This is a genomic window from Stenotrophomonas sp. SAM-B, from assembly GCF_013387485.1.
Classification (GTDB): domain Bacteria; phylum Pseudomonadota; class Gammaproteobacteria; order Xanthomonadales; family Xanthomonadaceae; genus Stenotrophomonas; species Stenotrophomonas maltophilia_AA.
On the sequence record NZ_JABBXB010000019.1, the window covers coordinates 1 to 23,625 of the forward strand.

The 23,625-nt window shown below is 67.2% G+C and carries 23 protein-coding genes and 1 pseudogene; 9 read left to right on the forward strand and 15 right to left on the reverse strand.

The genetic code is table 11. The annotated features are described in order from the left end of the window. Nucleotides 1-115: 115 nt before the first annotated feature. Together HH110_RS18860 and HH110_RS18865 are read right to left on the reverse strand one after the other, a co-directional pair. Nucleotides 116-1,519, reverse strand: coding sequence for a mannose-1-phosphate guanylyltransferase/mannose-6-phosphate isomerase (locus tag HH110_RS18860; RefSeq protein ID WP_176991039.1), 1,404 nt, complete (start codon nt 1,517-1,519; stop codon nt 116-118). A 14-nt stretch (nt 1,520-1,533) separates the two neighbouring features. Next, the gene (locus HH110_RS18865; RefSeq protein WP_176991040.1) at nt 1,534-2,883 is read right to left on the reverse strand and encodes a phosphomannomutase; all 1,350 of its coding nucleotides are present in this window, start codon (nt 2,881-2,883) and stop codon (nt 1,534-1,536) included. 158 nt (nt 2,884-3,041) lie between these two features. On the opposite strand from HH110_RS18865, the gene HH110_RS18870 reads away from it, so the two are divergent. From HH110_RS18870 to HH110_RS18880, 3 genes are read left to right on the forward strand one after another with little or no spacing between them, the layout of a single operon-like run. Then, entirely contained in the window at nt 3,042-3,776 is a 735-nt protein-coding gene (locus tag HH110_RS18870) for a CoA transferase subunit A (RefSeq protein ID WP_176991041.1), read from the forward strand. 1 nt (nt 3,777) lies between these two features. Beyond that, the gene (locus tag HH110_RS18875) at nt 3,778-4,410 is read left to right on the forward strand and encodes a CoA transferase subunit B (RefSeq protein WP_152152450.1); all 633 of its coding nucleotides are present in this window, start codon (nt 3,778-3,780) and stop codon (nt 4,408-4,410) included. Between the two features lie 57 nt (nt 4,411-4,467). Beyond that, nucleotides 4,468-5,058, forward strand: a complete 591-nt coding sequence (locus HH110_RS18880; RefSeq protein WP_176991042.1) for an alpha-ketoglutarate-dependent dioxygenase AlkB — start codon at nt 4,468-4,470, stop codon at nt 5,056-5,058. Here the strand turns inward: HH110_RS18880 and HH110_RS18885 are convergent. The 4 genes from HH110_RS18885 to HH110_RS18900 are packed head-to-tail and all read right to left on the reverse strand — an operon-like array spanning nt 5,036 to nt 8,565. After that, entirely contained in the window at nt 5,036-5,695 is a 660-nt protein-coding gene (locus HH110_RS18885; protein ID WP_176991043.1) for an ABC-type transport auxiliary lipoprotein family protein, read from the reverse strand. The two genes, HH110_RS18880 and HH110_RS18885, sit on opposite strands and share 23 nt — an antisense overlap. After that, nucleotides 5,692-6,618: an MlaD family protein gene (locus HH110_RS18890; RefSeq protein WP_176991044.1), complete on the reverse strand. Its 927-nt coding sequence runs from the start codon at nt 6,616-6,618 to the stop codon at nt 5,692-5,694. The genes HH110_RS18885 and HH110_RS18890 overlap by 4 nt, the downstream gene beginning before the upstream one ends. Before the next feature lie 3 nt (nt 6,619-6,621). Then, the gene (locus HH110_RS18895; protein ID WP_176991045.1) at nt 6,622-7,449 is read right to left on the reverse strand and encodes an ABC transporter ATP-binding protein; all 828 of its coding nucleotides are present in this window, start codon (nt 7,447-7,449) and stop codon (nt 6,622-6,624) included. Between the two features lie 3 nt (nt 7,450-7,452). Next, the gene (locus HH110_RS18900; RefSeq protein WP_176991046.1) at nt 7,453-8,565 is read right to left on the reverse strand and encodes an ABC transporter permease; all 1,113 of its coding nucleotides are present in this window, start codon (nt 8,563-8,565) and stop codon (nt 7,453-7,455) included. A 159-nt stretch (nt 8,566-8,724) separates the two neighbouring features. Between HH110_RS18900 and HH110_RS18905 the strand changes: the two genes are divergently transcribed. After that, the gene (locus HH110_RS18905) at nt 8,725-9,984 is read left to right on the forward strand and encodes a threonine/serine exporter ThrE family protein (RefSeq protein WP_088432072.1); all 1,260 of its coding nucleotides are present in this window, start codon (nt 8,725-8,727) and stop codon (nt 9,982-9,984) included. A gap of 90 nt (nt 9,985-10,074) precedes the next feature. Here HH110_RS18905 and HH110_RS18910 read toward each other — a convergent pair. The 3 genes and pseudogenes from HH110_RS18910 to HH110_RS18920 all read right to left on the reverse strand — a co-directional run. Further along, nucleotides 10,075-10,449: pseudogene (locus HH110_RS18910) on the reverse strand (H-NS family nucleoid-associated regulatory protein); the annotation flags it as partial. Nucleotides 10,450-10,603: 154 nt separating this feature from the next. Further along, the gene (locus HH110_RS18915) at nt 10,604-12,295 is read right to left on the reverse strand and encodes a proline--tRNA ligase (protein ID WP_176991048.1); all 1,692 of its coding nucleotides are present in this window, start codon (nt 12,293-12,295) and stop codon (nt 10,604-10,606) included. A 99-nt stretch (nt 12,296-12,394) separates the two neighbouring features. Further along, nucleotides 12,395-12,769: a DUF4124 domain-containing protein gene (locus HH110_RS18920; protein WP_176991049.1), complete on the reverse strand. Its 375-nt coding sequence runs from the start codon at nt 12,767-12,769 to the stop codon at nt 12,395-12,397. A 72-nt stretch (nt 12,770-12,841) separates the two neighbouring features. Between HH110_RS18920 and pssA the strand changes: the two genes are divergently transcribed. Genes pssA through rimI form a run of 3 tightly spaced genes read left to right on the forward strand, consistent with a single transcriptional unit; the run spans nt 12,842 to nt 14,594 of the window. After that, complete coding sequence (gene pssA / locus HH110_RS18925; RefSeq protein ID WP_176991050.1) at nt 12,842-13,621, forward strand: CDP-diacylglycerol--serine O-phosphatidyltransferase; 780 nt, start codon at nt 12,842-12,844, stop codon at nt 13,619-13,621. Continuing rightward, the gene (locus HH110_RS18930; protein WP_176991051.1) at nt 13,618-14,100 is read left to right on the forward strand and encodes a hypothetical protein; all 483 of its coding nucleotides are present in this window, start codon (nt 13,618-13,620) and stop codon (nt 14,098-14,100) included. The genes pssA and HH110_RS18930 overlap by 4 nt, the downstream gene beginning before the upstream one ends. Next, the gene (gene rimI / locus HH110_RS18935) at nt 14,097-14,594 is read left to right on the forward strand and encodes a ribosomal protein S18-alanine N-acetyltransferase (RefSeq protein ID WP_176991052.1); all 498 of its coding nucleotides are present in this window, start codon (nt 14,097-14,099) and stop codon (nt 14,592-14,594) included. The genes HH110_RS18930 and rimI overlap by 4 nt, the downstream gene beginning before the upstream one ends. A 98-nt stretch (nt 14,595-14,692) precedes the next feature. On the opposite strand, the gene HH110_RS18940 is transcribed toward rimI, so the two are convergent. From HH110_RS18940 to HH110_RS18960, 5 genes are all read right to left on the reverse strand, one after another. Further along, nucleotides 14,693-15,517 carry a DMT family transporter gene (locus HH110_RS18940; protein WP_176991053.1) on the reverse strand — a complete coding sequence of 275 codons (825 nt, stop codon included), beginning with the start codon at nt 15,515-15,517 and terminating at the stop codon, nt 14,693-14,695. 100 nt (nt 15,518-15,617) lie between these two features. After that, on the reverse strand, nt 15,618-18,386 hold the full coding sequence (locus tag HH110_RS18945) for a valine--tRNA ligase (RefSeq protein WP_176991054.1): 2,769 nt from the start codon (nt 18,384-18,386) through the stop codon (nt 15,618-15,620). A gap of 43 nt (nt 18,387-18,429) precedes the next feature. Next, complete coding sequence (locus tag HH110_RS18950; RefSeq protein WP_121042605.1) at nt 18,430-18,618, reverse strand: YqaE/Pmp3 family membrane protein; 189 nt, start codon at nt 18,616-18,618, stop codon at nt 18,430-18,432. A gap of 45 nt (nt 18,619-18,663) precedes the next feature. Continuing rightward, a complete protein-coding gene (locus HH110_RS18955; RefSeq protein WP_176991055.1) occupies nt 18,664-19,089 on the reverse strand; it encodes a DNA polymerase III subunit chi in 426 nt (141 codons plus the stop codon). An 85-nt stretch (nt 19,090-19,174) separates the two neighbouring features. Further along, complete coding sequence (locus HH110_RS18960) at nt 19,175-20,653, reverse strand: leucyl aminopeptidase (protein ID WP_176991056.1); 1,479 nt, start codon at nt 20,651-20,653, stop codon at nt 19,175-19,177. A 104-nt stretch (nt 20,654-20,757) separates the two neighbouring features. Here HH110_RS18960 and lptF point away from each other — a divergent pair, with 104 nt between their 5' ends. Both lptF and lptG read left to right on the forward strand, forming a co-directional pair. Further along, nucleotides 20,758-21,837: an LPS export ABC transporter permease LptF gene (gene lptF, locus HH110_RS18965; RefSeq protein WP_176991057.1), complete on the forward strand. Its 1,080-nt coding sequence runs from the start codon at nt 20,758-20,760 to the stop codon at nt 21,835-21,837. Then, a complete protein-coding gene (gene lptG, locus HH110_RS18970) occupies nt 21,834-22,943 on the forward strand; it encodes an LPS export ABC transporter permease LptG (RefSeq protein WP_241696639.1) in 1,110 nt (369 codons plus the stop codon). Before lptF ends, lptG begins: the two co-directional genes overlap by 4 nt. A gap of 249 nt (nt 22,944-23,192) precedes the next feature. Here lptG and HH110_RS18975 read toward each other — a convergent pair. Further along, a partial coding sequence (locus tag HH110_RS18975) for a transposase (RefSeq protein ID WP_176991058.1) occupies nt 23,193-23,625 on the reverse strand: 433 nt, incomplete at its 5' end.

Here is a 23,625-nt window from a genome sequence, read left to right on the forward strand (position 1 = left end):
CCATGCGTGGCTGGCGCGGTGTCAGGATTCCAGGCAGGGCAGCCACGCATGGCGTGGCTCTACCGGCAACAAAAAACCCGGCCTTGGCCGGGTTTTTCATGGTTCGTCCGCGTGCTCAGGTACGACCGTACGTGTCCTCGAACCGCACGATATCGTCCTCGCCCAGATAGCTGCCGGACTGCACTTCGATCAGCTCCAGCGGCAGCTTGCCCGGGTTTTTCAACCGATGGGTCACGCCCAGCGGGATGTAGGTGCTCTGGTTCTCGGTGAGCAGCAGCACTTCTTCGCCGCGGGTCACTTCAGCGGTACCGCTGACCACGATCCAGTGCTCGGCGCGGTGGTGGTGCATCTGCAGGCTCAGCGTCGCGCCCGGCTTGACCGTGATGCGCTTGACCTGGAAGCGGGCACCGTTGTCGATCGAGTCGTAGGCGCCCCACGGCCGGTACACCTTGCGGTGCCACGTCGCTTCGGGTCGGCCCTCGGCCTTGATCCGCGCGACGACCTGCTTGATCTCCTGCATGCGGTCGCTCTTGCCGACCATCACCGCATCATCGGTTTCGACCACGATCACATCGTCCAGGCCGACCAGCGCGATCAGGCGCTCGCCGTAGGCGAAGGTGTTGCGGCAATCGATTGCGATCACGTCGCCGTGGTGCGCGTTGCCGTCCCCATCCTGTTCGGATACATCACGCAGTGCCGTCCACGAGCCCACGTCGTTCCAGCCGGCATCCAGCGGCACGACCACGGCGTCGGCGGTTTTTTCCATCACCGCGTAATCGATCGAGTCCGATGGCACGGCGGCGAAGGCGTCCTTGTCCAGGCGGGTGAAATCGCTGTCGCGGCGCGCCTGCTGCCAGGCGGTGCGGCTGCCGGCGAGCATGGCGGGATTGAACTTCTCCAGCTCGGCCAGGAAACGGGACGCCTTGAACAGGAACATGCCGCTGTTCCAGAAATACTCGCCCGACTGCACGTAGGCGCTCGCGGTGTCCGCATCCGGCTTCTCGACGAAACGATCCACGGCACGGACGTCACCGCCGGAGGCTGCCTTGATGTAGCCGTAGCCGGTTTCCGGGCCCGTCGGCACGATGCCGAAGGTCACCAGCTTGCCCGACTCTGCGGCCGGAACCGCCCGCAGCACCGCGGCGCGGAATGCGTCCTCGTAGGCGATCACATGGTCCGAGGGCAGCACCAGCAGCAGCGCGTCATCCCCATCCCGGGTCGCTTCCAGCGCGGCCACCGCGATCGCCGGGGCGGTGTTGCGGCCGACCGGCTCCAACAGGATCGCCTGCGGCTCCACGCCGAGCTGCTGCAGCTGCTCGGCGGCGACGAAGCGGTGCTCCTCGTTGGCGACGATCAGCGGTGCGCGGCCGGCGATCGCTGCCACACGCTGCCAGGTCGCCTGCAGCATGGTCTGTTCGCCGGCCAGGGCCAGGAACTGCTTGGGGTAGGACTCGCGCGACAGCGGCCACAGGCGGGTGCCGGAGCCACCGGAAAGGATGACGGGAAGAAGGTTCTGCATGGTGGGGTCTCGCCTCAGGCGTCCTTGAGCAATTGGGAAATTTCGTCGGTGCGCGCGCGCAGCAGCGCGGCGTCACCACGGGTTTCAACATTCAGGCGCAGCAGCGGCTCGGTGTTGGAGCTGCGCAGGTTGAAGCGCCAGTCGCCGAAATCAGCACTGATGCCATCGGTGTGGTCCAGCGCGGGCGCCTGCGCGGCGTAGTGCTCCATTACGCGGGCGACGGAACGCTTGGCATCGGCGACCTTGAAGTTGATCTCGCCACTGCACGGGAACTTCTGCATGCGGGCTTCGACCAGATCGGCCAGCGAGCGGCCGGATTCGGACACCAGCGCAGCGATCAGCAGCCACGGGATCATCCCGGAATCGGCGTAGGCGAACTCGCGGAAATAATGGTGCGCACTCATCTCGCCGCCGTAGACGGCATTTTCCGAGCGCATCTTTTCCTTGATGAAGGCGTGGCCGCTCTTGCACAGCACCGGCAGGCCACCGGCGTCCTCGACCATTTCCACCGTGTTCCAGGTCAGGCGCGGGTCGTGCACGATCTTGCCGCCGGGCTGGCGGGCCAGGATAGCCTGGGCGAGCAGGCCGACCAGGTAATAGCCCTCGATGAAGCGGCCGTTGTGGTCGAAGAAGAAGCAGCGGTCGAAATCGCCATCCCAGGCGATGCCGAAGTCCGCGCCATGCTCGCGCACGGCCTGCGCGGTGAGCTCGCGGTTCTCCGGCAGCAGCGGATTGGGGATGCCGTTCGGGAAGCTGCCATCGGGCTCGTGGCAGATGCGGATGAACTCCAGCGGCAGGTGCGGGGCGAGCAGGTCGACGATCGTGCCGGCGCCGCCGTTGCCGGCATTGACCACCAGCTTCAGCGGCTTCAGTGCCTTCGGTTCGATGTAGCTCAGCAGATGCGCGATGTAGGCGCTCTTGTCCGGATGCGACTGCAGGCCGGCGGTCGGCGCGGCGGCGGGTGCCTGGTCGGCTTCGACCGCATCGGAGATCGCGAACAGGCCGGTATCGGAGCTGATCGGACGCGCCTGCTCCTTGACCAGCTTCATGCCGTTGTAATCCATCGGATTATGGCTGGCGGTGACCATCACGCCACCGGCGGCCTTCAGGTGATCCACCTGGAAATAGACTTCCTCGGTCCCGCACAGGCCGATATCGAGCACTTCACGGCCGGCGCCGCGCAGGCCGGCGGCCAGGGCGTCCTGGAGGGCACCGCTGGTCAGGCGGACATCGTGGCCGACCACCACCGTGCCGGGCGACAGCTGCGCGGCGAGTGCCACGCCGATACGGCGGGCCAGATCTTCGTTCAGTTCATCCGGAACCCGGCCGCGGATGTCGTACGCCTTGAATGCGGGGAGCGTCATCTATTCAGTCCTTCTGACAGTCAGCGCAGTAGTCTAGCCGCTGCCGTGTATGGGAATCGTTTTCAGCCGGATCCCGGCCTGAACCGTCTGCCTCAAACCGGGGAAACCCCCGTGCAATGGCTACAATGCCTGCTTCCATCAACGAGGTGAGGGCGTAGATGAGCAAGTCCCCAGACAACGCCGGGCGACGTGGCAAGCAGTACGCCAGTGCGGCCGAGGCGCTGCAAGGTGCCATCGCCGATGGCCAGACCCTGGCGGTTGGCGGGTTCGGCCTGTGCGGTATTCCCGAGGCCCTGATCGCCGCGCTGCGCGATACCGGCGCCAAGGATCTGACCGTGATCTCCAACAATGCGGGCGTGGATGGCTTTGGCCTCGGCCAGCTGCTGGCGACCCGGCAGATCCGGAAAATGATCTCGTCCTACGTGGGCGAGAACAAGGAATTCGAACGCCAGTACCTGGCCGGCGAGCTGGAACTGGAGTTCAACCCGCAGGGCACCCTGGCCGAGCGCCTGCGTGCCGGTGGTGCGGGCATCCCGGCCTTCTTCACCGCGACCGGCTACGGCACGGTGGTGGCCGAAGGCAAGGAAACCCGCGAATTCGATGGCAAGCACTACGTGATGGAGACCGCGCTGCGCGCCGACGTCGCGCTGGTCAAGGCGTGGAAGGCCGACGAGGCCGGCAACCTGGTGTTCCGCAAGACCGCGCGCAACTTCAACCCGGCCTGCGCGATGGCCGGCAAGGTGTGCATCGTGGAAGTGGAAGAGGTGGTGCCGGTGGGTAGCATCGATCCGGACCAGGTCCACCTGCCGGGCATCTACGTGCACCGCATCGTGCACAACCCGCACCCCGAGAAGCGTATCGAACAGCGTACCGTGCGCCAGGAGGCGAACTGAGATGGCCTGGACCCGCGATGAAATGGCACAGCGCGCCGCGCGCGAACTGACCGACGGCGCCTACGTGAACCTGGGCATCGGCCTGCCGACCCTGGTCGCCAACCACATTCCCGACGGCGTGGATGTGTGGCTGCAGTCCGAGAATGGCCTGCTCGGCATCGGCCCGTTCCCGACCGAGGCCGAAGTGGATGCCGACCTGATCAATGCCGGCAAGCAGACGGTGACCGCACGCGCGGGCGCCAGCTACTTCGGCAGCCACGACAGCTTCGCGATGATCCGCGGCGGCCACATCAACCTGGCCATCCTCGGCGCGATGCAGGTCACCGACAAGGGCGACCTCGCGAACTGGATGGTGCCGGGCAAGATGGTCAAGGGCATGGGCGGGGCGATGGACCTGGTCGCCGGCGTGCAGCGCGTGGTGGTGCTGATGGAGCACACCGCCAAGAGCGGCGAGCACAAGATCCTGCCCGAGTGCACGCTGCCGCTGACCGGCGTGGGCGTGGTCGATCGGATCATCACCGAGCTGGCCGTGTTCGATGTCACCGACAAGGGGCTGGTGCTGGTCGAGGCGGCCCCGGGCGTGGGCATCGATGAGCTGAAGGAAAAAACCGGCGTGGCGTTCGGCCAGGCCTGATCGCTGGTGCCACCGTGGTGTCCGTCGGACGGGCACCACGCGGCTGCCGAGGATTCCATGGACCTGCACCTGCGCGACGCTGAAGTACGTTGGCACCGCCACTGGCTGCCCCGCGACGCTGCGGACACCCTCCAGCGCACCCTCCGCGACGACGTCCCGTGGGAGGTGCACAGGATCCGCATGTTCGGCCGCCAGGTCGATTCCCCGCGCCTGAGCTGCTGGATGGGCGACCCGGCCGCGCGTTACCGCTATTCCGGCACCGAGTTCGTGCCGCAGCCCTGGCATCCGGCGCTGCTGCCGCTGCGCGATCAGCTGGCGGCCTGCTGTGGCCATGCGTTCAACAGCGTGCTGCTGAACCGCTACCGCGATGGCGATGACGGCATGGGCTGGCACAGCGACAACGAACCCGAACTGGGGCCGGCGCCGGTAATCGCGTCACTGAGCCTGGGCGCGCCGCGGCGGTTCCTGCTGCGCCGTCGGGACGACCATGCGAAGAAGGCCGAGGTACTGCTCGACCACGGCGATCTGCTGGTGATGGGCGGGCAGACCCAGCGCCATTACCAGCATTCCCTGCCGAAGAGCGCGCGACCGCTGGCCGAGCGCCTGAATCTCACGTTCCGCTGGATTACCGCACCCGGGCAGGGGTGACCGCGCTGCGGGCGTGATCCTGCTCGCCGGTCACCAGCGTCCAGCCCACCACGTTCGTGGTCAGCGTCTGCAGCCCCTGTTCCAGCGCGGCGGTGACCTGGGCGACGTCGGTGCTGCCGACCGGGTTTTCCTGGCGGAACGTACGATCAGCGACGACGCGCTGGTCGATCACGTGGATCAGTTTCGCGTTGACTTCGATCAGCGCGGTCGGCGTGGCCTGGCCACGGTAATCGGCTTCGAAGCGGCGCACGTCCATGGCCAGCTTGTAGTCTGCGCGGATGCCGGTGGTGACCCGGGCCACGCCGTTGATGCGGCCGGAATCCTCGAAGCCACGCACCAGCGCGTCGTCGAGCATGTCCGTGGCCGGCTGTGCCCAGCTCACGCCCTTGTAGACCTCCAGTTCGGAGGGAGTCGGGCGCACGTTGATGCGCGGGCTGTCGACCACGCGCGCGGCGCTGGGCTTGACCAGCACCAGCTGCCAATCGACGGTCGGCCAGCCCGGGTCGGCCTGGATGCGGACCACGGGCGAATAGATCGTCACCGCGCTGCGCTCGTTGCTGCCCAGCAGCGAACAGCCGCCAAGCGCGGCGATCAGGGCGATCGGCAGCAGGGGCCGGAAGAAGGTCGGGCGGCTCATTTGGGTTCGAACTCCTTGGGTGCGTCGCGGCCGAGCAGGTAACGTGCCGGGTTGTTGTCCAGGCGGTCGCTGACCCGGCGCAGGTCGCGGATCAGGCCGCGCAGCTCGGTCAGGGTCGGGCCGAGCTGGGCCAGGCCATCGTTGGCGAAGCTGTTGATCGCGGCGCGGTTCTCGCCAAGGATCGAGTCGGCATTGCCGGCGGCCGAATCCAGCTTGCTCAGCGTGGTCTCCAGCTTGTCCAGGATCGGCGGCAGCTGCTGCACGAGGTTCTTGTCCAGGCGCTGGATGGTGCCGTTGGTGCTCTTGAGGGTGACATCCAGGCTGCGGGCGGCGTCGCGCGCGCTGAGCAGCAGCGCCTGGGTGCCCTGGTCACGGTCGGCCAGGCCGCCGCTGATGGTTTCCAGGTTGGCCAGGGTCGCATTGATGCTGGCCACGTTGCGGTCGCTGAGCACCTGGTCCATGCGCTCGACGATGCGGTTGGCCACGTCGGTGATGTTCTGCAGCGCTGACGGCGTGGTCGGGATGATCGGGGCCGGATCCTTGTTGACCGCGGTCAGCGCGGCGGACTGCGGCGTGCCGCCACTGAGCTGGATGATCGACGGGCCGGTCAGGCTGGTGATCGCCAGCTTGGCGCGGGTGTCGGTCTTGACCGGCGTATTGGAGTTCAGCCGGATCCGCGCGACCACCTGGCGCGGATCGTCCGGGACCAGGTTCAACTCGGTGATCGAGCCGACCGCGATGCCGTTGTACTGCACCGGGCTGCCGACCGACAGGCCGGTGACGGCCTCTCGGAACACCACGCGGTATTCCGTCCAGGTGCGGTCGGAGGAGTACTTGGCGGCCCACAGCCCGAAGGCCAGCAGCGCCAGGCCCACTATCAGGGTGAAGGCGCCGATCAGGACATAATTGGCTTTGGTTTCCATGGCTTACTCGCTCTCGTGCTTTGCATCGCGCGCAGCACGCGCGCGCGGTCCGTGGAAGTACTCCTGGATCCACGGGTGGTCCAGTTGTTCGATCTCGTGCAGCGGGGCGTTGGCGATGACCTTCTTGTCGGCCAGCACCGCCACCCGGTCACAGATCGCATACAGGGTGTCCAGATCGTGTGTGATCAGGAAGACAGTGAGGCCCAGCGCTTCCTGCAGGGTCTTGATGAGGCGGTCGAACGCGGCCGCGCCGATCGGGTCCAGCCCGGCCGTGGGCTCGTCCAGGAACAGCAGCGGCGGGTCCAGCGCCAGCGCGCGGGCCAGGCCGGCGCGCTTGCGCATGCCGCCGGACAGCTGCGAGGGCAGCTTGTTGATCGCATCGGCGGGCAGGCCGGCCAGCTTCACCTTGAGCAGGGCCAGCTCGTAATGCCAGCGCTCGGGCAGTTCGCCGTGATGTTCCTTCAGCGGCACCTGCACGTTCTCGCCCACGGTCAGCGAGGAGAACAGCGCGCCATCCTGGAACAGCACGCCGGTGTTGCGTTCGATATGCAGCCGGTTGGCCGGATCGCTGGAGCGGGCGTCGACGCCGAGCACCTCGATCTGACCATCGTCCGGCGTGCGCAGGCCGAGGATGCTGCGCATCAGCACCGACTTGCCGGTGCCCGAGCCGCCGACCACGCCGAGGATCTCGCCGCGGCGCACGTCCAGGTCCAGTCCGTCGTGCACGACCTGCGTGCCGAAACGGTTGGTCAGCCCACGCACGCGGATCAGCAGTTCGCCGTCGTCGGTAGCGGCGTCGCGGTCAGGGGCCGGGGCGGTATCGGTGTTCATCGGTTACCAGCCCATCTTCATGAACCAGAGCGCGGCGAACGCGTCGAGGATGATCACCAGCGAAATCGCCTGCACCACGCTGGAGGTCGTGCGCTCGCCGACCGACTGCGCGGTGCCTTCGACCTTGAGGCCTTCCAGGCAGCCGATCAGGCCGATCACCAGCGCGAACACCGGCGCCTTGGACAGGCCGACCAGCATGTTGCGCACTTCCATGGTGTCGTGCATCCGCGCGATGTACATCTGCGGCGGGATATCCAGATCGAACGCGCCCACGGTGATGCCACCGGCCAGGCCGGCGATCATCGCGATGAAGGTCAGCAGCGGCAGGGTGATCAGCAGCGCGATCAAACGCGGCAATACCAGCAGGTCGACCGGGTCCAGGCCCAGCGTCTTCATTGCGTCGATTTCTTCGCGGGCCTTCATCGCACCGATCTGCGCGGTGAACGCACTGGCGGTACGGCCGGCCAGCACGATCGCGGTCAACAGCACCGCGAACTCGCGCAGGAAGGCTATGCTGACCAGCTCGACCACGTAGATCTCCGCGCCGAAGTCGCGCAGGATCGTCGAGCCGAGGAACGCGATCACCGCACCCACCAGATACGACAGCAGCGCCACCAGCGGTACCGCATCCAGGCCGACCTGTTCCATCTGGGCGACCGTGGCGGTCAGGCGGAAGCGGCGCGGCTCCTTGATCAGGCGCCCGCCCTTGACCAGGTTCTCGCCGAGGAAACTGGCCAGCGCCACGATGTTGTGGCCCATGCCGTGCACGCTGACACCGAGCCGCTCCAATGCGGCCAGCACGCCGAAGTCGCGCTTGGCCTTGGGCCGGTCGTCGGCGACTTCCTCGATGGTCGAGACCAGCGCGCGATGCTCCTCGCGGAACGTCACCGCGTCTTCGCCCAGGTCGGCGCGGTGCGCGACACGCAGCAGCTGCAGTACGCCGGCCGAGTCGAGCAGGGTGATCCCGCTGGCATCCAGACCGGTCACTTTTTCCGGAAGGCCGCGCAGCACTTCGGCCGCGTCCAGCGCGGTGCGCAATGTCCAATGGCCAGACAACCGGATCAGGCCGGGTTCCTGGGCATCCTGCTCGAGATGGGGGGCTTGGTCTGAGGTCATGTAGGCGTCCTGCGCGCAGCATAACCTGTCCGGGTGCATGGCTCGCGTATGCGCCGACCGGGCTGAACGCGTCGGTCGGCAAGGCCCCGGCCTGCACACCGCGGCACGATGACACCGGGATTCTTCAGGCCGGGGCGTGTTCGGGTAATACTACGGCGCATGTCTGCCGACGCCCCCACCATCGTTGCACCACCGGCCACCTACGCACAGCGCGTGGCATTCGTTTCGGAAATGGCCGGGCGCCTGCACAGCTATGGCACCACCGCGCAGCGGCTGGAGGCGGCCGTGGTCGCGCTAGCGCAGCGCCTGGACCTGGATTGCGAGCCGTGGTCGAACCCGACCGGGCTGATCCTGAGTTTCAGCGATCCGACCAAGGCGATCGGTTCCTCCGACATCACCCGCGTGATCCGGCTGGCACCGGGCGAGAACGACCTGCACAAACTCAGCATCGCCGACCAGATCACCGACGCGGTCGCGAACGGCACCATGAGCATCGCGCAGGGCCATACCGCGCTGCGCCAGCTGGACAAGGATCCGGGCCGCTGGGGCAAGATCCGCACCATTCTCTCCTACAGCCTGGGCGCGGCGGGGGTGGCCGGCCTGTGGAAACTGCCGTGGCTGGATATCGCCACCGCGGGGGTGATCGGCCTGCTGATCGGCGTCATGGGCATGTACACCGATCGCCGCCCGGCCACGCGCGAAGCCAATGAGGCATTGGCGGCGCTGCTGGCCGGCTCGGTGGCGACGCTGGTGGCCTCCTTCATCGGGGCGCTCAATCTCAATACGGTGATCATCGCCTCGCTGGTGGTGCTGCTGCCCGGGATGTCGCTGACCAATGCGGTCAACGAGCTGGCCAGCCAGCACTGGGTTTCGGGCACGGCGCGGTTTGCCGGTGCGGTGACCACGATCCTGAAACTGACGGTGGGCGCGGTGATCGCGGTGACGCTGTCGGGCATCGTCGGGCTGGAACCGCTGGTCCGCGCCTCGCGGCCGCAGGCCGACTGGGTCGAATGGGGCGCGCTGCTGCTGGCCGCGTTCGCCTTCGCGATGTTGTTCAAGGCCAACCGTCGTGATTTCCCATGGGTGATGGCCGCGGCGGTCGCCGGCTATGCGATCTCCAAATTCGCGGGCCAGGCCTGGGGCATCCCGGCCGGCATTTTCATGTCGGCGATGCTGCTGACCGCCGCCGGCAATCTGTTCGGTCGGCTGGCACAGCGCCCGGGCGCGATCATCCGGCTTCCCGGAATCATCATGCTGGTGCCCGGCAGCACCAGCCTGCGCGGTGTGCTGACGCTGGTCCAGCAGCAGGACATGAGCGCCGGCCAGACCGTGCTGATGACGGTGCTCAATGTGGTGATGGCGCTGGTGGCCGGCCTGCTGTTCGGCAATCTGCTGATTCCGGCGCGCAAGAATCTCTGACCGTCCCGGTCGGCGCACGCCCGGCCGGCGGAAACGAAAACGCCGGCGCGAGGCCGGCGTTTCCATCTGCAGCAGTGACTGACCGGCTTACTTCTTGATCAGGAACTCTTCGACCTTCTTGCCCTTGGCGGTATGCGCGGCCAGCCAACGCGGCTGCTTGCCACGGCCGGTCCAGGTTTCCTTCGGGTTGGCCGGATTGCGGTACTTCGGGGCAACCTTGCCGAGCTTGCGCACGGCCTTGGCCGGGGCCTTGGTGGCCTTGCCCGCGGTGCGGCCACGTGCGGCCGGTGCGGCGCCGCCGAACAGTTCTTCCACCGAATAGCCCTGGGCCTTGGCCAGCTTGGTCAGCTGTGCGCGGACCTTGCTGATCGCCGGACGCTTGGCGACGATGGTCTGCTGCTTCTTGGCGTTCTTGATCAGCGCGCCCAGCTCTTTGGCGGACAGGCCGCTCAGGTCAATGCTCATCTACTACTCCGCAATATATTAAGGACAGGGTGAGCCGGTCCTTGGCATCGGAAACAGCATACATTCTCTTTTGCGCAATACACAAACAAACCGGAGATATTGAAACCGGGTACGCCATTGAAAAAGGCCGGGTTACTCACCCGGCCTTTTGTCATTACTTCGTCAATTTCGCCAGCAGCGCGTCCTTGTCGAGGACCTCCGCTTCGGCCGCGCTGCGCGCGCGGTACTCGAAGGTGCCGGCGGCGACGCCGCGTTCGGAGACCACGATCCGGTGCGGCACGCCGATCAGTTCCATGTCGGCGAACATCGCGCCCGGGCGCAGGCCACGGTCATCCAGCGCCACGTCCAGGCCGGCGGCCTGCAGCTGCGTCAGCAGCTCGGCGGCGGTGGCCGACACGGTCTCATCCTGCTTGGGGTTGATCATGCAGACCACGACCTGCCACGGCGCCATCGCGTCCGGCCAGATAATGCCGGCGTCGTCGTGATTCTGTTCGATCGCCGCAGCGACGATGCGCGAAATGCCGATGCCGTAGCAGCCCATCGCCAATACCGCGGCCTTGCCGTTCTCATCGAGCACGGTCGCATTCAACGCCTGCGCATACTGGCGGCCGAGCTGGAACACGTGGCCGACTTCGATGCCGCGCGCGACCTTCAGTTCACCGCCATCGGCGGCACGATCGCCGGCCTTGGCGTTGCGGATGTCCGCCACTTCCGGTTCGGGCAGGTCACGGCCCCAGTTGACGCCGGCGATGTGGAAACCGGCTTCGTTGGCGCCGACGACGAAATCGGCCAGTGCGGCGACCTCGCGGTCGGCCACGATGCGGATCGGCTGGGCCGGGTTGAGCGGGCCGAGGAAGCCGGGCTGGCTGCCCAGGTGCGTGGCGATTTCCGCCTCGCTGGCCATGCGGTAGCCCTGCAGGCCTTCGACCTTGCCGAGTTTGATTTCATTGACGTCGTGATCGCCGCGCACCAGCGCCAGCACGAAACCGGCCTCGCTCATGATCGCGATCGATTTGACCGTGCGTTCCAGGCCCAGCCCGAGCAGGGCGGCCACGGCTTCGCAGGTCTTCTGCGTGGGCGTCTCGACCTTGCGCAGCGTTTCGCTGGCGGCCGGACGCTCGCCGGGCGTGGCGGCGATGGCCGCTTCCATGTTGGCCGCATAGTCCGAGCCGGTGGAAAACACCAGCGCGTCTTCGCCCGACTCGGCGATCACGTGGAATTCCTGCGAGGCATCGCCGCCGATCGCGCCCGAGTCGGCCTGCACCATGCGGAAGTCCAGGCCCAGACGGGTGAAGATGCGGCTGTAGGCCGCCTTCATGTTTTCGTATTCGCGCACCAGGCATTCATCATGCAGGTGGAAGGAATATGCATCCTTCATCAGGAATTCGCGCGAGCGCATCACGCCGAAACGCGGGCGGATCTCATCGCGGAACTTGGTCTGGATCTGGAAGAAATTGACCGGCAGCTGCTTGTAGCTGGACAGCTCCTGGCGCGCGAAATCGGCGGCGGCCTCTTCGGCGGTCGGGCTGTAGCAGAACACCTGCTCCTTGCGATCCTTGATCTTCAGCAGCTGCGGCCCGAACTTTTCCCAGCGGCCGGTGGCTTCCCACAGTTCCTTGGGCTGGATGGTCGGAATCTGGAATTCCACCGCACCGGCACGCTCCATTTCCTCACGCACGATGCGCTCGACCTTGCGCAGCACGCGCAGGCCCAGCGGCGACCAGGTGTACAGCCCCGAGGCCAGCTTGCGGATCATGCCCGCGCGCAGCATCAAGCGGTGGCTGGTCAGCTCCGCGTCGCTGGGGGTTTCCTTGGTGGTGTGCAGGTGGAACTGGGAGAGGCGCATCGTCGGCTTCGCTGAACGGCAGAAGCCGATATTCTGCCAGTCCGGCCGCCACGATGGGGGTTGCCGGTGGTTTTGGCCCCGCCCGGCGGGGCCGGCGGCTCAGGCCTTGGGCGTGCAGTAGGCCTGGATGGCGGTCTTGGCCAGGGTCTTCTGGGCGCTGCGCTGCGCGTCGGTCAGCGTGGTATCGGCCTTGCCGTCGCCATCGGTGTCCTGCATGACTTTGCCCGGCCCGTCGAGCAGGGCAAGGTTGCCGCGGGCGTCGGTGCAGGCTTTGTTCTCGGCCGGGGCGGCCGCCGCCGTGCGTGGGACCGGGTCCCGGTTCTCGACCTGGCGGGCCTCGTATTTCTGCCCCGTAGGCGGCTTCTCCGAATACTGGGTGACGCCGTTGGCGTCTTTCCACTTATAGACGTTGCCGGCGCTGGCCGTGGCGCTGGCGAGCAGCAGCAGGGCGCTCAGACGGGACAGGGCACGCATGGCAACTCCGGGAACGGGACAGAGCCGCGATTGCAGCACCCCGGGCCGGTGCTGGCAAGCTAAACTGGCCCCATGGATCAACTGAAACCCCCGCCGCGCTCGCGCAGCATTTACCTGCTGCCCAACCTGTTCACCACCGCAGGCCTGTTCGCCGGCTTCTACGCGATCATCGCCGCGGCCAACGGCGATTTCGTCAATGCGGCCATCGCGGTGTTCGTCGCCGCGGTCATGGACGGCCTGGACGGCCGCGTGGCCCGGCTGACCGGCACCAGCAGCGAATTCGGCGTGCAGTACGACTCGCTGGCCGACCTGGTCAGCTTCGGCATGGCCCCGGCCCTGGTGATGTACCACTGGTCGCTGTCGTGGCTGAAGTTCGACGACCCGGTCCTCGGCCGTGTCGGCTGGGCGGTCGCCTTCCTGTACGCCGCCTGCGCCGCGCTGCGCCTGGCCCGCTTCAACACCCAGGTCACCGTGGTCGACAAGCGCTGGTTCATCGGCCTGGCCAGCCCGGCCGCCGCGGGCCTGATGATGTCCTTCGTCTGGGCCTTCGCCGATGGCAACCTCGGCTGGGACGGCAACCAGCTGCGCTATGTCGCCCTCGGCGTGACCCTGGTGTCGGCCCTGCTGATGGTGAGCCGGATCCGCTTCTGGAGCTTCAAGGGCAGTGGCGAAAAGGGACCGCGCGCGGATCGTGTGCCGTTCCTGGCGCTGGCCCTGGTACCGATCGCCATCGCGATCATGGTCATCGATATGCCGCGCGTGCTGTTCGCGGTAGGCGTGGTGTATGCCTTGTCCGGCCCGTGTTACTGGGTGTGGCAGCGCACCCGCAAGACGGTCGAGCCGAACGCGTGAGCGGGCAGGCGCTGCCGCCATTGTGGTCGCCGGCGCAGCAGTCCTGGCTGCAGGCGATGGGCTATACGGTGTTCGTCGACGGCAGCGTCGAGCCGGAAGCCCTGGTTGTGCCGGAGATCGAGTTGCGTGCGGCCCCGCTTGCCGAGCCGCCGGCGCCGGTGCGTTCCCCGCGCCCGGCGCCGCCGGCGGACGCGCCCCCACCGGCACGGCGCAACGCCCCACGCACGGTGGAGGAACACGCACCGGCCAGTGCGTCGGCGGCCGCTCCGGCGCGCGCAGGTGGCGGCCGCCGCGCCGCGGTGCGGATGCCCGATCGCCTGCAGATCGCCCTGTTGCGCGCCTCCGGCTGCAACCCGGCCGAGCCGGACACCCAGGCCCTGATGGCCAGCTGGAACCTGGACGAACTGCGCAGCAATGCCGCCGCCAAGCGTGCGTTGTGGCCGCAGCTGCGCGCGCTGCGCAAGCGGGGCCGCCCGTGAGCGCGGTGAGCTCGCCGCGGCCGTTGTCGCTGCGCGCGCTGCGCGAAAGCGACCTCAATGCGGTGATGGCCATCGAGGTACGTGGTTACCCGTACCCGTGGACCCGCGGCATCTTCCAGGATTGCCTGCGTGCCGGCTATCCGGGCCTGGCGATGGAAGAAGATGGCCTGCTGATGGGCTATGGCCTGCTCAGCATCGCCGCCGATGAAGCGCATATCCTCAACATCTGCGTGGATCCGCTGTGCCAGTCGCGGGGTCATGGCCGTCATCTGTTGCGCGCGCTGGTGAAACTGGCGCGCGACCACGGCGCGCACCGCGTGTTCCTGGAAGTGCGGCCGTCCAATACCTCGGCGGTGGCGCTGTACCACAGCGAGGGGTTCAACGAGATCGGCCGCCGGCCGCGTTATTACCCCGCCCGCGAGGGGCGCGAGGATGCGCTGGTGATGGCGATCGAGCTGGTCGACGACGACATCCAGGTGATGCCGCCGCTCTGACGGCCCGATGTAGAGCCACCCCATGGGTGGCTGCTGTTCGATCCGGCCCGTACGGGGTGTGGTTGTCGGAGACAGGCGCAGCCACCCATGGGGTGGCTCTACGTGATCCGCAGCACCACTGCGCCGAGCACGATCAGGCCGGCGGCGATCCAGCGCTGGCGGGTGACCCGTTCGTGCAGGATCCAGGCCGAGATCAGGATGCCGAACAGGATCGAGGTTTCGCGCAGCGCGGAGATCATCGCAACCGGCGCGACGGTCATGGCCCACAGTGCCAGGCCGTAGGAGATCAATGTCCCGAACCCGCCCACGAGGCCGTAGCCCCAGTTGCGGCGCGCATAGTCACGCAGCGCGCCGGCGCGGGTGCACAGCGCCCACAGGGGCAGGGGCAGCCCGGAGAGCAGGAACAGCCACAGGGTGTAACTCACCGCCGCGCCCGAATGGCGCGCGCCCCAGGCATCGACCAGCGTATAGGTGGCGATGACCCCGGCATTGAGCAGTGGCAACCACGCGTGCTGCCGCGGGAGGCCGCGCGTCATGCACAGGATGCCCAGGCAGATCAGTGCGATGCCGGCCCATGCGATCCACGCCAGGCGCTCGCCGAGGAACAGCGTGCTGACCAGGGCGACCAGGATCGGCGCGCAGCCGCGCATCAGCGGGTACGACGCGCTCATGTCGGTGAGCTGGTAGGTGCGTGCCACCAGCACGTAATACCCGACCTGGAGCAGGGTCGAGGCAGCCAGCCATGGCCAGCTCTGCGCCGCAGGCGCGGGCAGGAAGGGCAGGCCGATCGCGGCGATCACCGCCGCCGAACCGGTGACCAGGATGGTGGTCAGCAGCGTGTCGGTGCCGCGTTTGACGATCGCGTTCCAGCTGGCATGCAGCAGGGCGGCGAACAGCACGATGCAGAAGAGGGACAGCGACATCGTGTCGGCGGTCATTCAATCCGTGGACGAACCCGCATCATGCCGCAGATGGGCAGGCATTTTGAAAGGCGGCCGACCGACAGGTCGGCCGCGCATGCGCTTACAGCTTCGCGCGCTGCGAACGCAGACCCGCCAGCTGGGCGGTCCACTCGACCAGGCGCACGCGCTCCTGTTCGACCACCGCCGCCGGCACCTTGTCGGTGAACTTGGACAGCTTGGTTTCGCTCTTGTCCTTTTCCGATTCCACCCGGGCGATTTCCTTGTCCAGGCGCGCGCGTTCGGCGCCCAGATCGACCAGGCCCTCCAGCGGCACCAGCAAGGTGAGATCGCCCACGATCGCAGCGGCGGCCGGCGGCGTGTCGCTGCCGTTGGCCAGCCACTCGATGCGCTCCAGCTTGAGCAGGAACGACAGCGAGGAGGTGAAACGGGTCATGCGCGCACGATCGTCGTCGTTGCCACCCTGCAGCAGCAGCGGCACCAGCTTGGACGGCGGCACGTTCAACTCGCTGCGCACGCGGCGCAGGGCGTTGACCATCGACTTCAGCCATTCCACATCGGCTTCGGCGCGGGCGAAATCACCGGCGAACTCCTCGGCGGTCGGGTACGGCCGCAGCGAAATGGTGTCGTCAGTGATGCCCAGGCGCGGGGCGACCTGCCGCCACAGCTGCTCGGTGACGAACGGGGTCAGCGGGTGCAGCAGGCGCAGCAGCGCTTCCAGCACGTACAGCAGGGTGTGGCGGGTGCTGTTGGCATCGTCGACATCGGCGCCGTTGAGGGCCGGCTTGGTCAGTTCCAGGAACCAGTCGCAGAACTCGTTCCAGGCGAATTCGTACAGGCACTGCGCCAGCAGATCGAAGCGGTAGTTGGCGTAATGCGTCTGCGCTTCAGCCGAGACCGCGGCCAGGCGCGCGAGAATCCAGCGCTCGGCATCGGTGCGCGGCTGCGGCACGCCGGTGAAGCTGCTGCCCTCGGTGTTCATCAGGGTGAAGCGGCTGGCGTTCCACAGCTTGTTGCAGAAGTTCTTGTAGCCTTCGGCGCGGTTCATGTCGAACTTGATGTCGCGGCCGTGGGTGGCCAGCGCGGCGATGGTGAAGCGCAGCGCATCGGCACCGTGGGCGATGATGCCCTCGGGGAATTCGCGGCGCGTCGCCTTCTCGATCTTCGGCGCGTCCTTGGGCTTCATCAGGCCGGTGGTGCGCTTGGCGACCAGGTCTTCGATGGAGATGCCGTCGATGATGTCCAGTGGATCCAGCACGTTGCCCTTGGACTTGGACATCTTCTGGCCCTGCGCATCGCGGATCAGGCCGGTGATGTAGACGTCCTTGAACGGAATCTTCCCGGTGAAGCTGTCGGTGGCCATGATCATGCGGGCCACCCAGAAGAAGATGATGTCGAACCCGGTGATCAGCACCGACGACGGCAGGTAGCGCTCGAAACCGCGCGCGTCCATCGCCTGCTCGTTCGGCCAGCCCAGCGTGGAGAACGGCCACAGCTGCGAGGAGAACCAGGTCTCCAGCACGTCGCTGTCCTGGTGCAGGGCGACATCGGCGGCAAGGGTGTTCTTCGCGCGTGCCTCGGCTTCGTCGCGGCCGACATAGCAGTTGCCCGCCTCGTCGAACCACGCCGGGATACGGTGGCCCCACCACAGCTGGCGGCTGATGCACCAGTCCTGGATGTTCTCCATCCAGTGGCGGTAGGTGTTGATCCAGTTGGCCGGGACGAACTGGATGCTGCCGTTCTCGACCAGCTCCAGGCCGCGCTTGGCCAGCACGTCCATCTTCACGAACCACTGGTCGGTGAGGTACGGCTCGATCACCTGCTGGGTACGATCACCGCGCGGCACCTGCAGCTTGTGCGCCTTGGTCTCGACCAGGATGCCGAGGTCTTCCAGCTCGGCCAGGATCACCTTGCGCGCTTCGTAACGGTCCAGCCCGCGGTACTTCTCCGGCGCGTTGTCGTTGATCGCCGCGTCCGGGGTGAACAGGTTGATCATCGGCAGGTCATGGCGCAGGCCGACCTGGTAATCGTTGAAATCGTGCGCGGGGGTGACCTTGACCACGCCGGTACCGAACTCGCGGTCGACGTAATCATCGGCGATCACCGGGATCTCGCGGTCGGTCAGCGGCAGCTTGACCATTTTGCCGATCAGGTGCGCGTAACGCTCATCCTCCGGGTGGACCATCACCGCGGTGTCGCCCAGCATGGTTTCCGGGCGGGTGGTCGCCACGGTCAGGGTGCCGCTGCCGTCGGCCAGCGGGTAGCTGATCGACCACAGGAAGCCGTCTTCCTCCACGCTCTCCACTTCCAGATCGGAGATGGCGGTCTTCAGCACCGGATCCCAGTTGACCAGGCGCTGGCCACGGTAGATCAGGCCCTGCTCGTGCCAGCGCACGAAGGCCTCGACCACCGCTTCGGACGGCTGCGGGTCCATGGTGAAGGTGCTGCGCGACCAGTCGCTGGAGGTGCCCAGGCGGCGCATCTGGCGCTCGATGGTGTCACCGGACTGCGCCTTCCACTCCCACACCTTCTCGATGAAGCCGTCGCGGCCCAGCGAATCGCGGGTCTCGCCGGTGTTGGCCAGGGCCAGGTTGCGCGACACCACCATCTCGGTGGCGATGCCGGCGTGGTCGGTACCCACCTGCCACAACGTGTCGTAGCCGCGCATGCGGTGGTAGCGCACCAGCGCATCCATCAGGGTCTGCTGGAAGGCATGGCCCATGTGCAGCGTGCCGGTCACGTTCGGCGGCGGCAGCAGGATGGTGTACGGCTCGCCCTTGCCGGACGGCTTGAAATGGCCGGCCTTCTCCCACGCGTCGTACAACGCGGTTTCAAAGGTTTTCGGGTCGTAGCTGGAGGCGAGTTGGGTCATGCGGGAACCAGGATCGAATACGGAAGGTGGGGGTGCCGGAAGCTCAGCGCCCGAAGGCGCGGCGGATCTTCTGGTCGGTATGGAACTGCGAGACCGCGTAGGCGGCCCAGATCGCGGCGGGCAGCCAGCCGATCAGCGTGATCTGCAGGATCAGGCAGAGGATGCCTGCGATCGGGCGGCCGATGGTGAAGAAGGCGAACCAGGGAAAGATCAGGGCGATCAACAGGCGCATCAAGGGTCTCCGGGGTCGGCGGCGACCGGACGGGCGCCGCGCGGGTTACATGTCGTACTTGTTCAGGTCAAAGCCCAGCGCCTTGTACTGGCGCCAGCGCTCGCGCAGCGGTTCGCGCGCTTCCGGATCGGCCGGGACCACTTCCAGCACGCGGTCGCAGGCGGCCAGGTAGGGGGCGTCGCGCAGGTTGATCACCAGCGGCCGGGCCGGGGCCTCGGTGCCGGGAACGGCGATCAGCACCAGCGCTTCTTCCTCGTCCATGTCTTCGCCGGCGATCTGGTGCGGGATGTAGGCATCGTTGTCGAACGCCCACAGCAGCTCGTCCAGCTCCTCGGCCTGGGCCTGGTCGCGCGCCAGCACGAGGGTGAACAGCCCGGCGTCGTTGGCCTTGCGGGCCAGTTCGCAGACCAGGCGCAACGGCTCGGTCAGGAAGCGGGGCTTGGCGATCAGGTAGAAATCAGCACGGGACATGGCAGGGCCTGGAGCGGAGGGGGAACCCGGCGCCAGGCCGGGCGGGATCGCGGCCACCCGGAGGCGGCCGCGATCGGGCAGGGCATCAGGCGCGGGCGACCTGGTCCAGCAGCCACTGGCTCAGCAGGCCGACCGGGCGACCGGTGGCCATGCCGCGCTTGCCTTCGTCGCTGGCCACGCCGGCGATGTCCAGATGGGCCCAGCGCTGGCCTTCGGCGAAGCGCGACAGGAAGCAGCCCGCGGTGATCGCACCGGCCCAGCGGCCGCCGATGTTGTAGATGTCGGCGAAGCTGGAATCCAGCATGGGCTGGTACTCGTCCCACAGCGGCAGGCGCCAGGCGCGGTCGAACACGTGCTCACCGGCGGCCAGCAGCTCGTTGGCCAGGTCGTCGTGCTTGGTCATCAAGCCGGCGGTCTGGTGGCCCAGCGCGACCAGGCAGGCACCGGTCAGGGTAGCCACGTCGACCAGCGCGGCCGGCTCGAAGCGCTGCGCGTAGGTCAGCGCGTCGCACAGGATCAGGCGGCCTTCGGCGTCGGTGTTGCCCACTTCGATGGTCTTGCCCGACATCGAGGTGATCACGTCCGACGGGCGGTAGGCGTTGCCGTCGATGGCGTTCTCGACCGCCGGCACCACCACCACCAGGTTCAGCGGCAGCTTGGCCGTCACGGCCGCGACGAAGGTGCCGATGACGTTGGCGCCACCGCACATGTCGTACTTCATCTCTTCGATGCCGCCCTGGGTCTTCAGGTTGACGCCACCGGTATCGAAGGTGATGCCCTTGCCGACCAGCACGTAGGGCTTGGCGTCGCCGCCATTGCTCCACTTCAGCACGACCAGGTGCGGGCGGTTGGCCGAGCCACGGGCCACGGCCAGCAGCGAGCCCATGCCCAGCGCTTCCATCTGCTGCTCGTCCAGGATCTCCGCCTCGGCGCCGTCATGGGCCTGGGCGAACGCGACCGAGGACTCGGCCAGGTAGGCCGGGGTGCAGACGTTCGGCGGCAGGTTGCCCAGCTCGCGGGCGTACTGCACGCCGGCGGCGATGGCCTGGCCCTGGGCCAGCGCCTGGGTGTCGGTGCCGGCGATGGCCAGCGTGGTCAGCCCCGGCTCGTCGGCCTTCTTCTTGCCCAGCGTGGCGCTGTAGCGGTAGGCGGCGTGGTCGGCGGTGATGATGGCCTGGCGGATGTTCCAGGCGGCATCGCGGCCCTTGACCTTGATCTCGGTCAGGGTGAACAGCGCGTGGCGGTTGACCCCGCTCTTCAGGGCGCGGCTGGCATCGCCGACCGCCTTGAGGTACTGCGGCACGCCGAATTTGGCCGGCTCGCCCAGCCCGACCACCAGCACGCGTGCGGCGGTGACGCCGGGCAGATCGTGCAGCAGGGTCGTGTTGCCGGTCTTGCCGCCCACGTCGCCGCGGGCGATCAGGGCCGACAGGCGGCCACCGGACGCGGTGTCCAGGGCCTGCGCTGCCGGGCTCAGGGTCTGGTCGGCATAGGCGCCGACGATGACGCAATCGCACTCGGCCGAGGCCGGCGCTGCGTGGTTCAGGGTGAATTCCAGGGCCATTGATCAGATTCCGTTGGCAAATCCGTACAATCGCGAGCTGTTTACGTCCCGTCAGTAGACTGGGCAGCATCGCGAACGAATCCGAGAGTTTAAACCACCGCCCCATGTCGAAGCTCGATCGCTATCTCCTGCGTGATTTCGTCCAGAGTTTCCTGGCCACCCTGATCGTGTTGCTGGTGGTGAGCGTCGGTGGTGTCCTGGTGGACATCCTCGGCAACATCGCCGACGGCCGCCTGCCTGCCCGCCTGCTGTTCTCACAGCTGGGCCTGCAGTTCATCGTCTACATGCCGCTGATCCTGCCGCTGGCGCTGATGCTGGGCCTGCTGCTGGCGACCGCCCGGCTGTACCGGGACTCGGAAATGGCGGTCATCACCGCCATCGGCGTCGGCCCCAGGCGCCTGCTGCGCCCGCTGCTGATGCTGGTGGTGCCGGTGGTGGGGCTGATCGCCCTGTGCTCGCTGTGGCTGGGCCCCTGGGCCGACCGCACCGGCGAGACCATGATCGACGAGGCCAACCGCAGCGTGGTCATGGCCGGGCTGGAGGCGGGCAAATTCACGCCGCTGCCCAATGGCGGCGTGGTCTACCTGTCCTCGGTCTCCCCGGACGGCACCCAGTTGGGCAAGGTCTTCATGCAGCGCCAGAAGGAGGACCGCATCGAGGTGATCTCCGCCGATCACGGCCGGATGTACTTCGAGGGCGCCAAGCAGCGCTACCTGGAGCTGGATGAGGGCCACCAGGTCGAAGGCCCGGCCAACGGCGCCCTGGACTACAAGCTGATGACCTTCGCCCGCAACGACGTGGCGATGCCCGACGGCGCCGAGACCCGCAAGGACGACGACCCCGAGCTGCTGCGGACCACGCAGCTGTTTGGCGATGAGCGCCCCGAGGCGCAGGCGCAGCTGCACTCGCGCATCGCCCCGCCGCTGATCGCACTGGCTTTCGCCCTGATGACCCTGCCGCTGGCCCGCAGTTCGCCGCGCCAGCAGCGCTACGGCCGGATGATGCTGGCCTTCCTGGCCTACATGGTGGGCATGAACCTGATGTTCATCGGCACCCGCTGGATCGCCGATGGCAAGATTCCCGGCATCGCGGGCCTGTGGTGGCTGACCCTGCCGCTGCTGGGCCTCGCCCTGTGGATGTATTTCCGCGACGGCAAACTGTCGCGCCCCCGGAGGACCGCATGAACGTGTTGCGCCCCATGCGGTTCGATCTGTACCTGGGCCGTGCCGTGTTCGGCACCGTCCTGTTGACCTGGGCCGTGCTGGTCGGCCTGGATGTGGTGATGGCCTTCTCCGGCGAGTTCAAGGACGTCGGCAAGGGCAGCTATACGCTCGGCCACGCCGCCGCCTGGGTGCTCTACACCGTGCCGCGCCGTGCCTATACCTTCTTCCCGACCGCCGCCGTGATCGGCGCGCTGATGGGACTGGGCCAGCTGGCCGCCACCTCCGAGCTCACCGCACTGCGCGCGCTGGGCCTGTCGCGCAAGCGCCTGAGCGTCTCGGTGGCGATCGCGCTGTCGCTGATGACCGCGGTGATGGTGTTCAGCGGCGAAACGCTGGGCCCGTGGGGTCAGAGCAAGGCGGACGAGATCAAGGCCAGTGCGAAGTGGGGCAGCAGCCTCAGTGCGGCCCGCTATTCGGGCGTGTGGGCGCGCGAAGGCGACACCTTCCTCAATGCCCAGAGCGGCGATGAGCAGTTGCAGGCCGGCGGCGGTACGCGCCTGATCCTGCACGATGTGCGTCTGTACAAGATCGCCGAGGACGGCCGCCTGGCCTCGTTGACGTATGCGACCACCGCCGAGCATGGTGCCGACGGCTGGGTGTTGAACAAGGTGCGCCGCGATACGTTCGGTGAGCGTTCCGCCAGCCGCCAGACGGTCGAGTCCGAGCCGTGGAATTCACGCTTGGACGCGGCGGCGCTGGCGAGCGGCATTTCCAAGCCGCGCAATCTGACGGCGATGGATCTGCGCACCAGCATCGAGTACCGCAAGCGCAATGGGCTGGATGCGCGCGATTACGAGGATGTTTACTGGAGCCGCTGGTTCTATCCGATCAATGTGCTGGCGCTGTGCCTGGCGGCGGTGCCGTTCGCGTTCGGTTCGCTGCGCAGCGGTGGGATGGGCAAGCGCTTGTTCCTGGGCATTCTGTTCGCGCTGGGCTTCTGGTTGCTGCAGTTGTTCTTCGGCCGCATGGCCGGTGCGCTGAAGTTCGATTATCGGATTGCGTATGCGTTGCCGCCGGTCGTGATGATGGTGGTATCCGGGTTGTTGTTCCGGCGAAAGTCGGGCTGATTCTTCTGCTCGAGCGCCAGGCGCCAAACGCCGAAGCCGAAGCCGAAGCCAAAGCCAAAGCCAAAGCCAAAGCCAAAGCGGCCACCATGTGCTCTCGAGCTAGGCGCGACGGGCTTGCCATTCCGGGACCCGCCGCAAGTACGTCCATGTAGCAACTGTGTTGTTGGAGGGACTTCGGCCCCTCCAGCAGACGGGCGCGGTAGTGCCGGCCGCTGGCCGGCAGCCTTTGGAGATGTGCCCGGGCGTGCTTCAGGCGGGGATTAGACCGCTTTGAGCGTCGCGCACGCGGGCGTTGAGGATCACCAGCATCTTCCGCATTACCGCCACGATCGCCACTTTGCCCTCCTTGCCGCGGGCCCGCAGCGACCGATAAAAGTCTCGTAATCGAGGTTCGTGCTGCAGCGCCGACATGCTGGCCATGTAAAGCACCTGACGGATCTCGGCTCGACCGCCGTGGATGCTTCGTTTTCCGCGTATCGTCCCGCTGTCGTGGGACATCGGTGCCACGCCAACCAGGCTGGCGATGGCCTTGCCACTGATCTGGCCCAGCTCAGGCAGATAGCTGGCCAGCACCGCCTGTAGCCCCGGCCCCACGCCCTTCATCGACTTCAGAATCGTGAGCTGGGGCTGTTGAGCAACTTGCTCGGCAATCTGCTTTCCCAGGCGTTCGACCAGTGTCTGC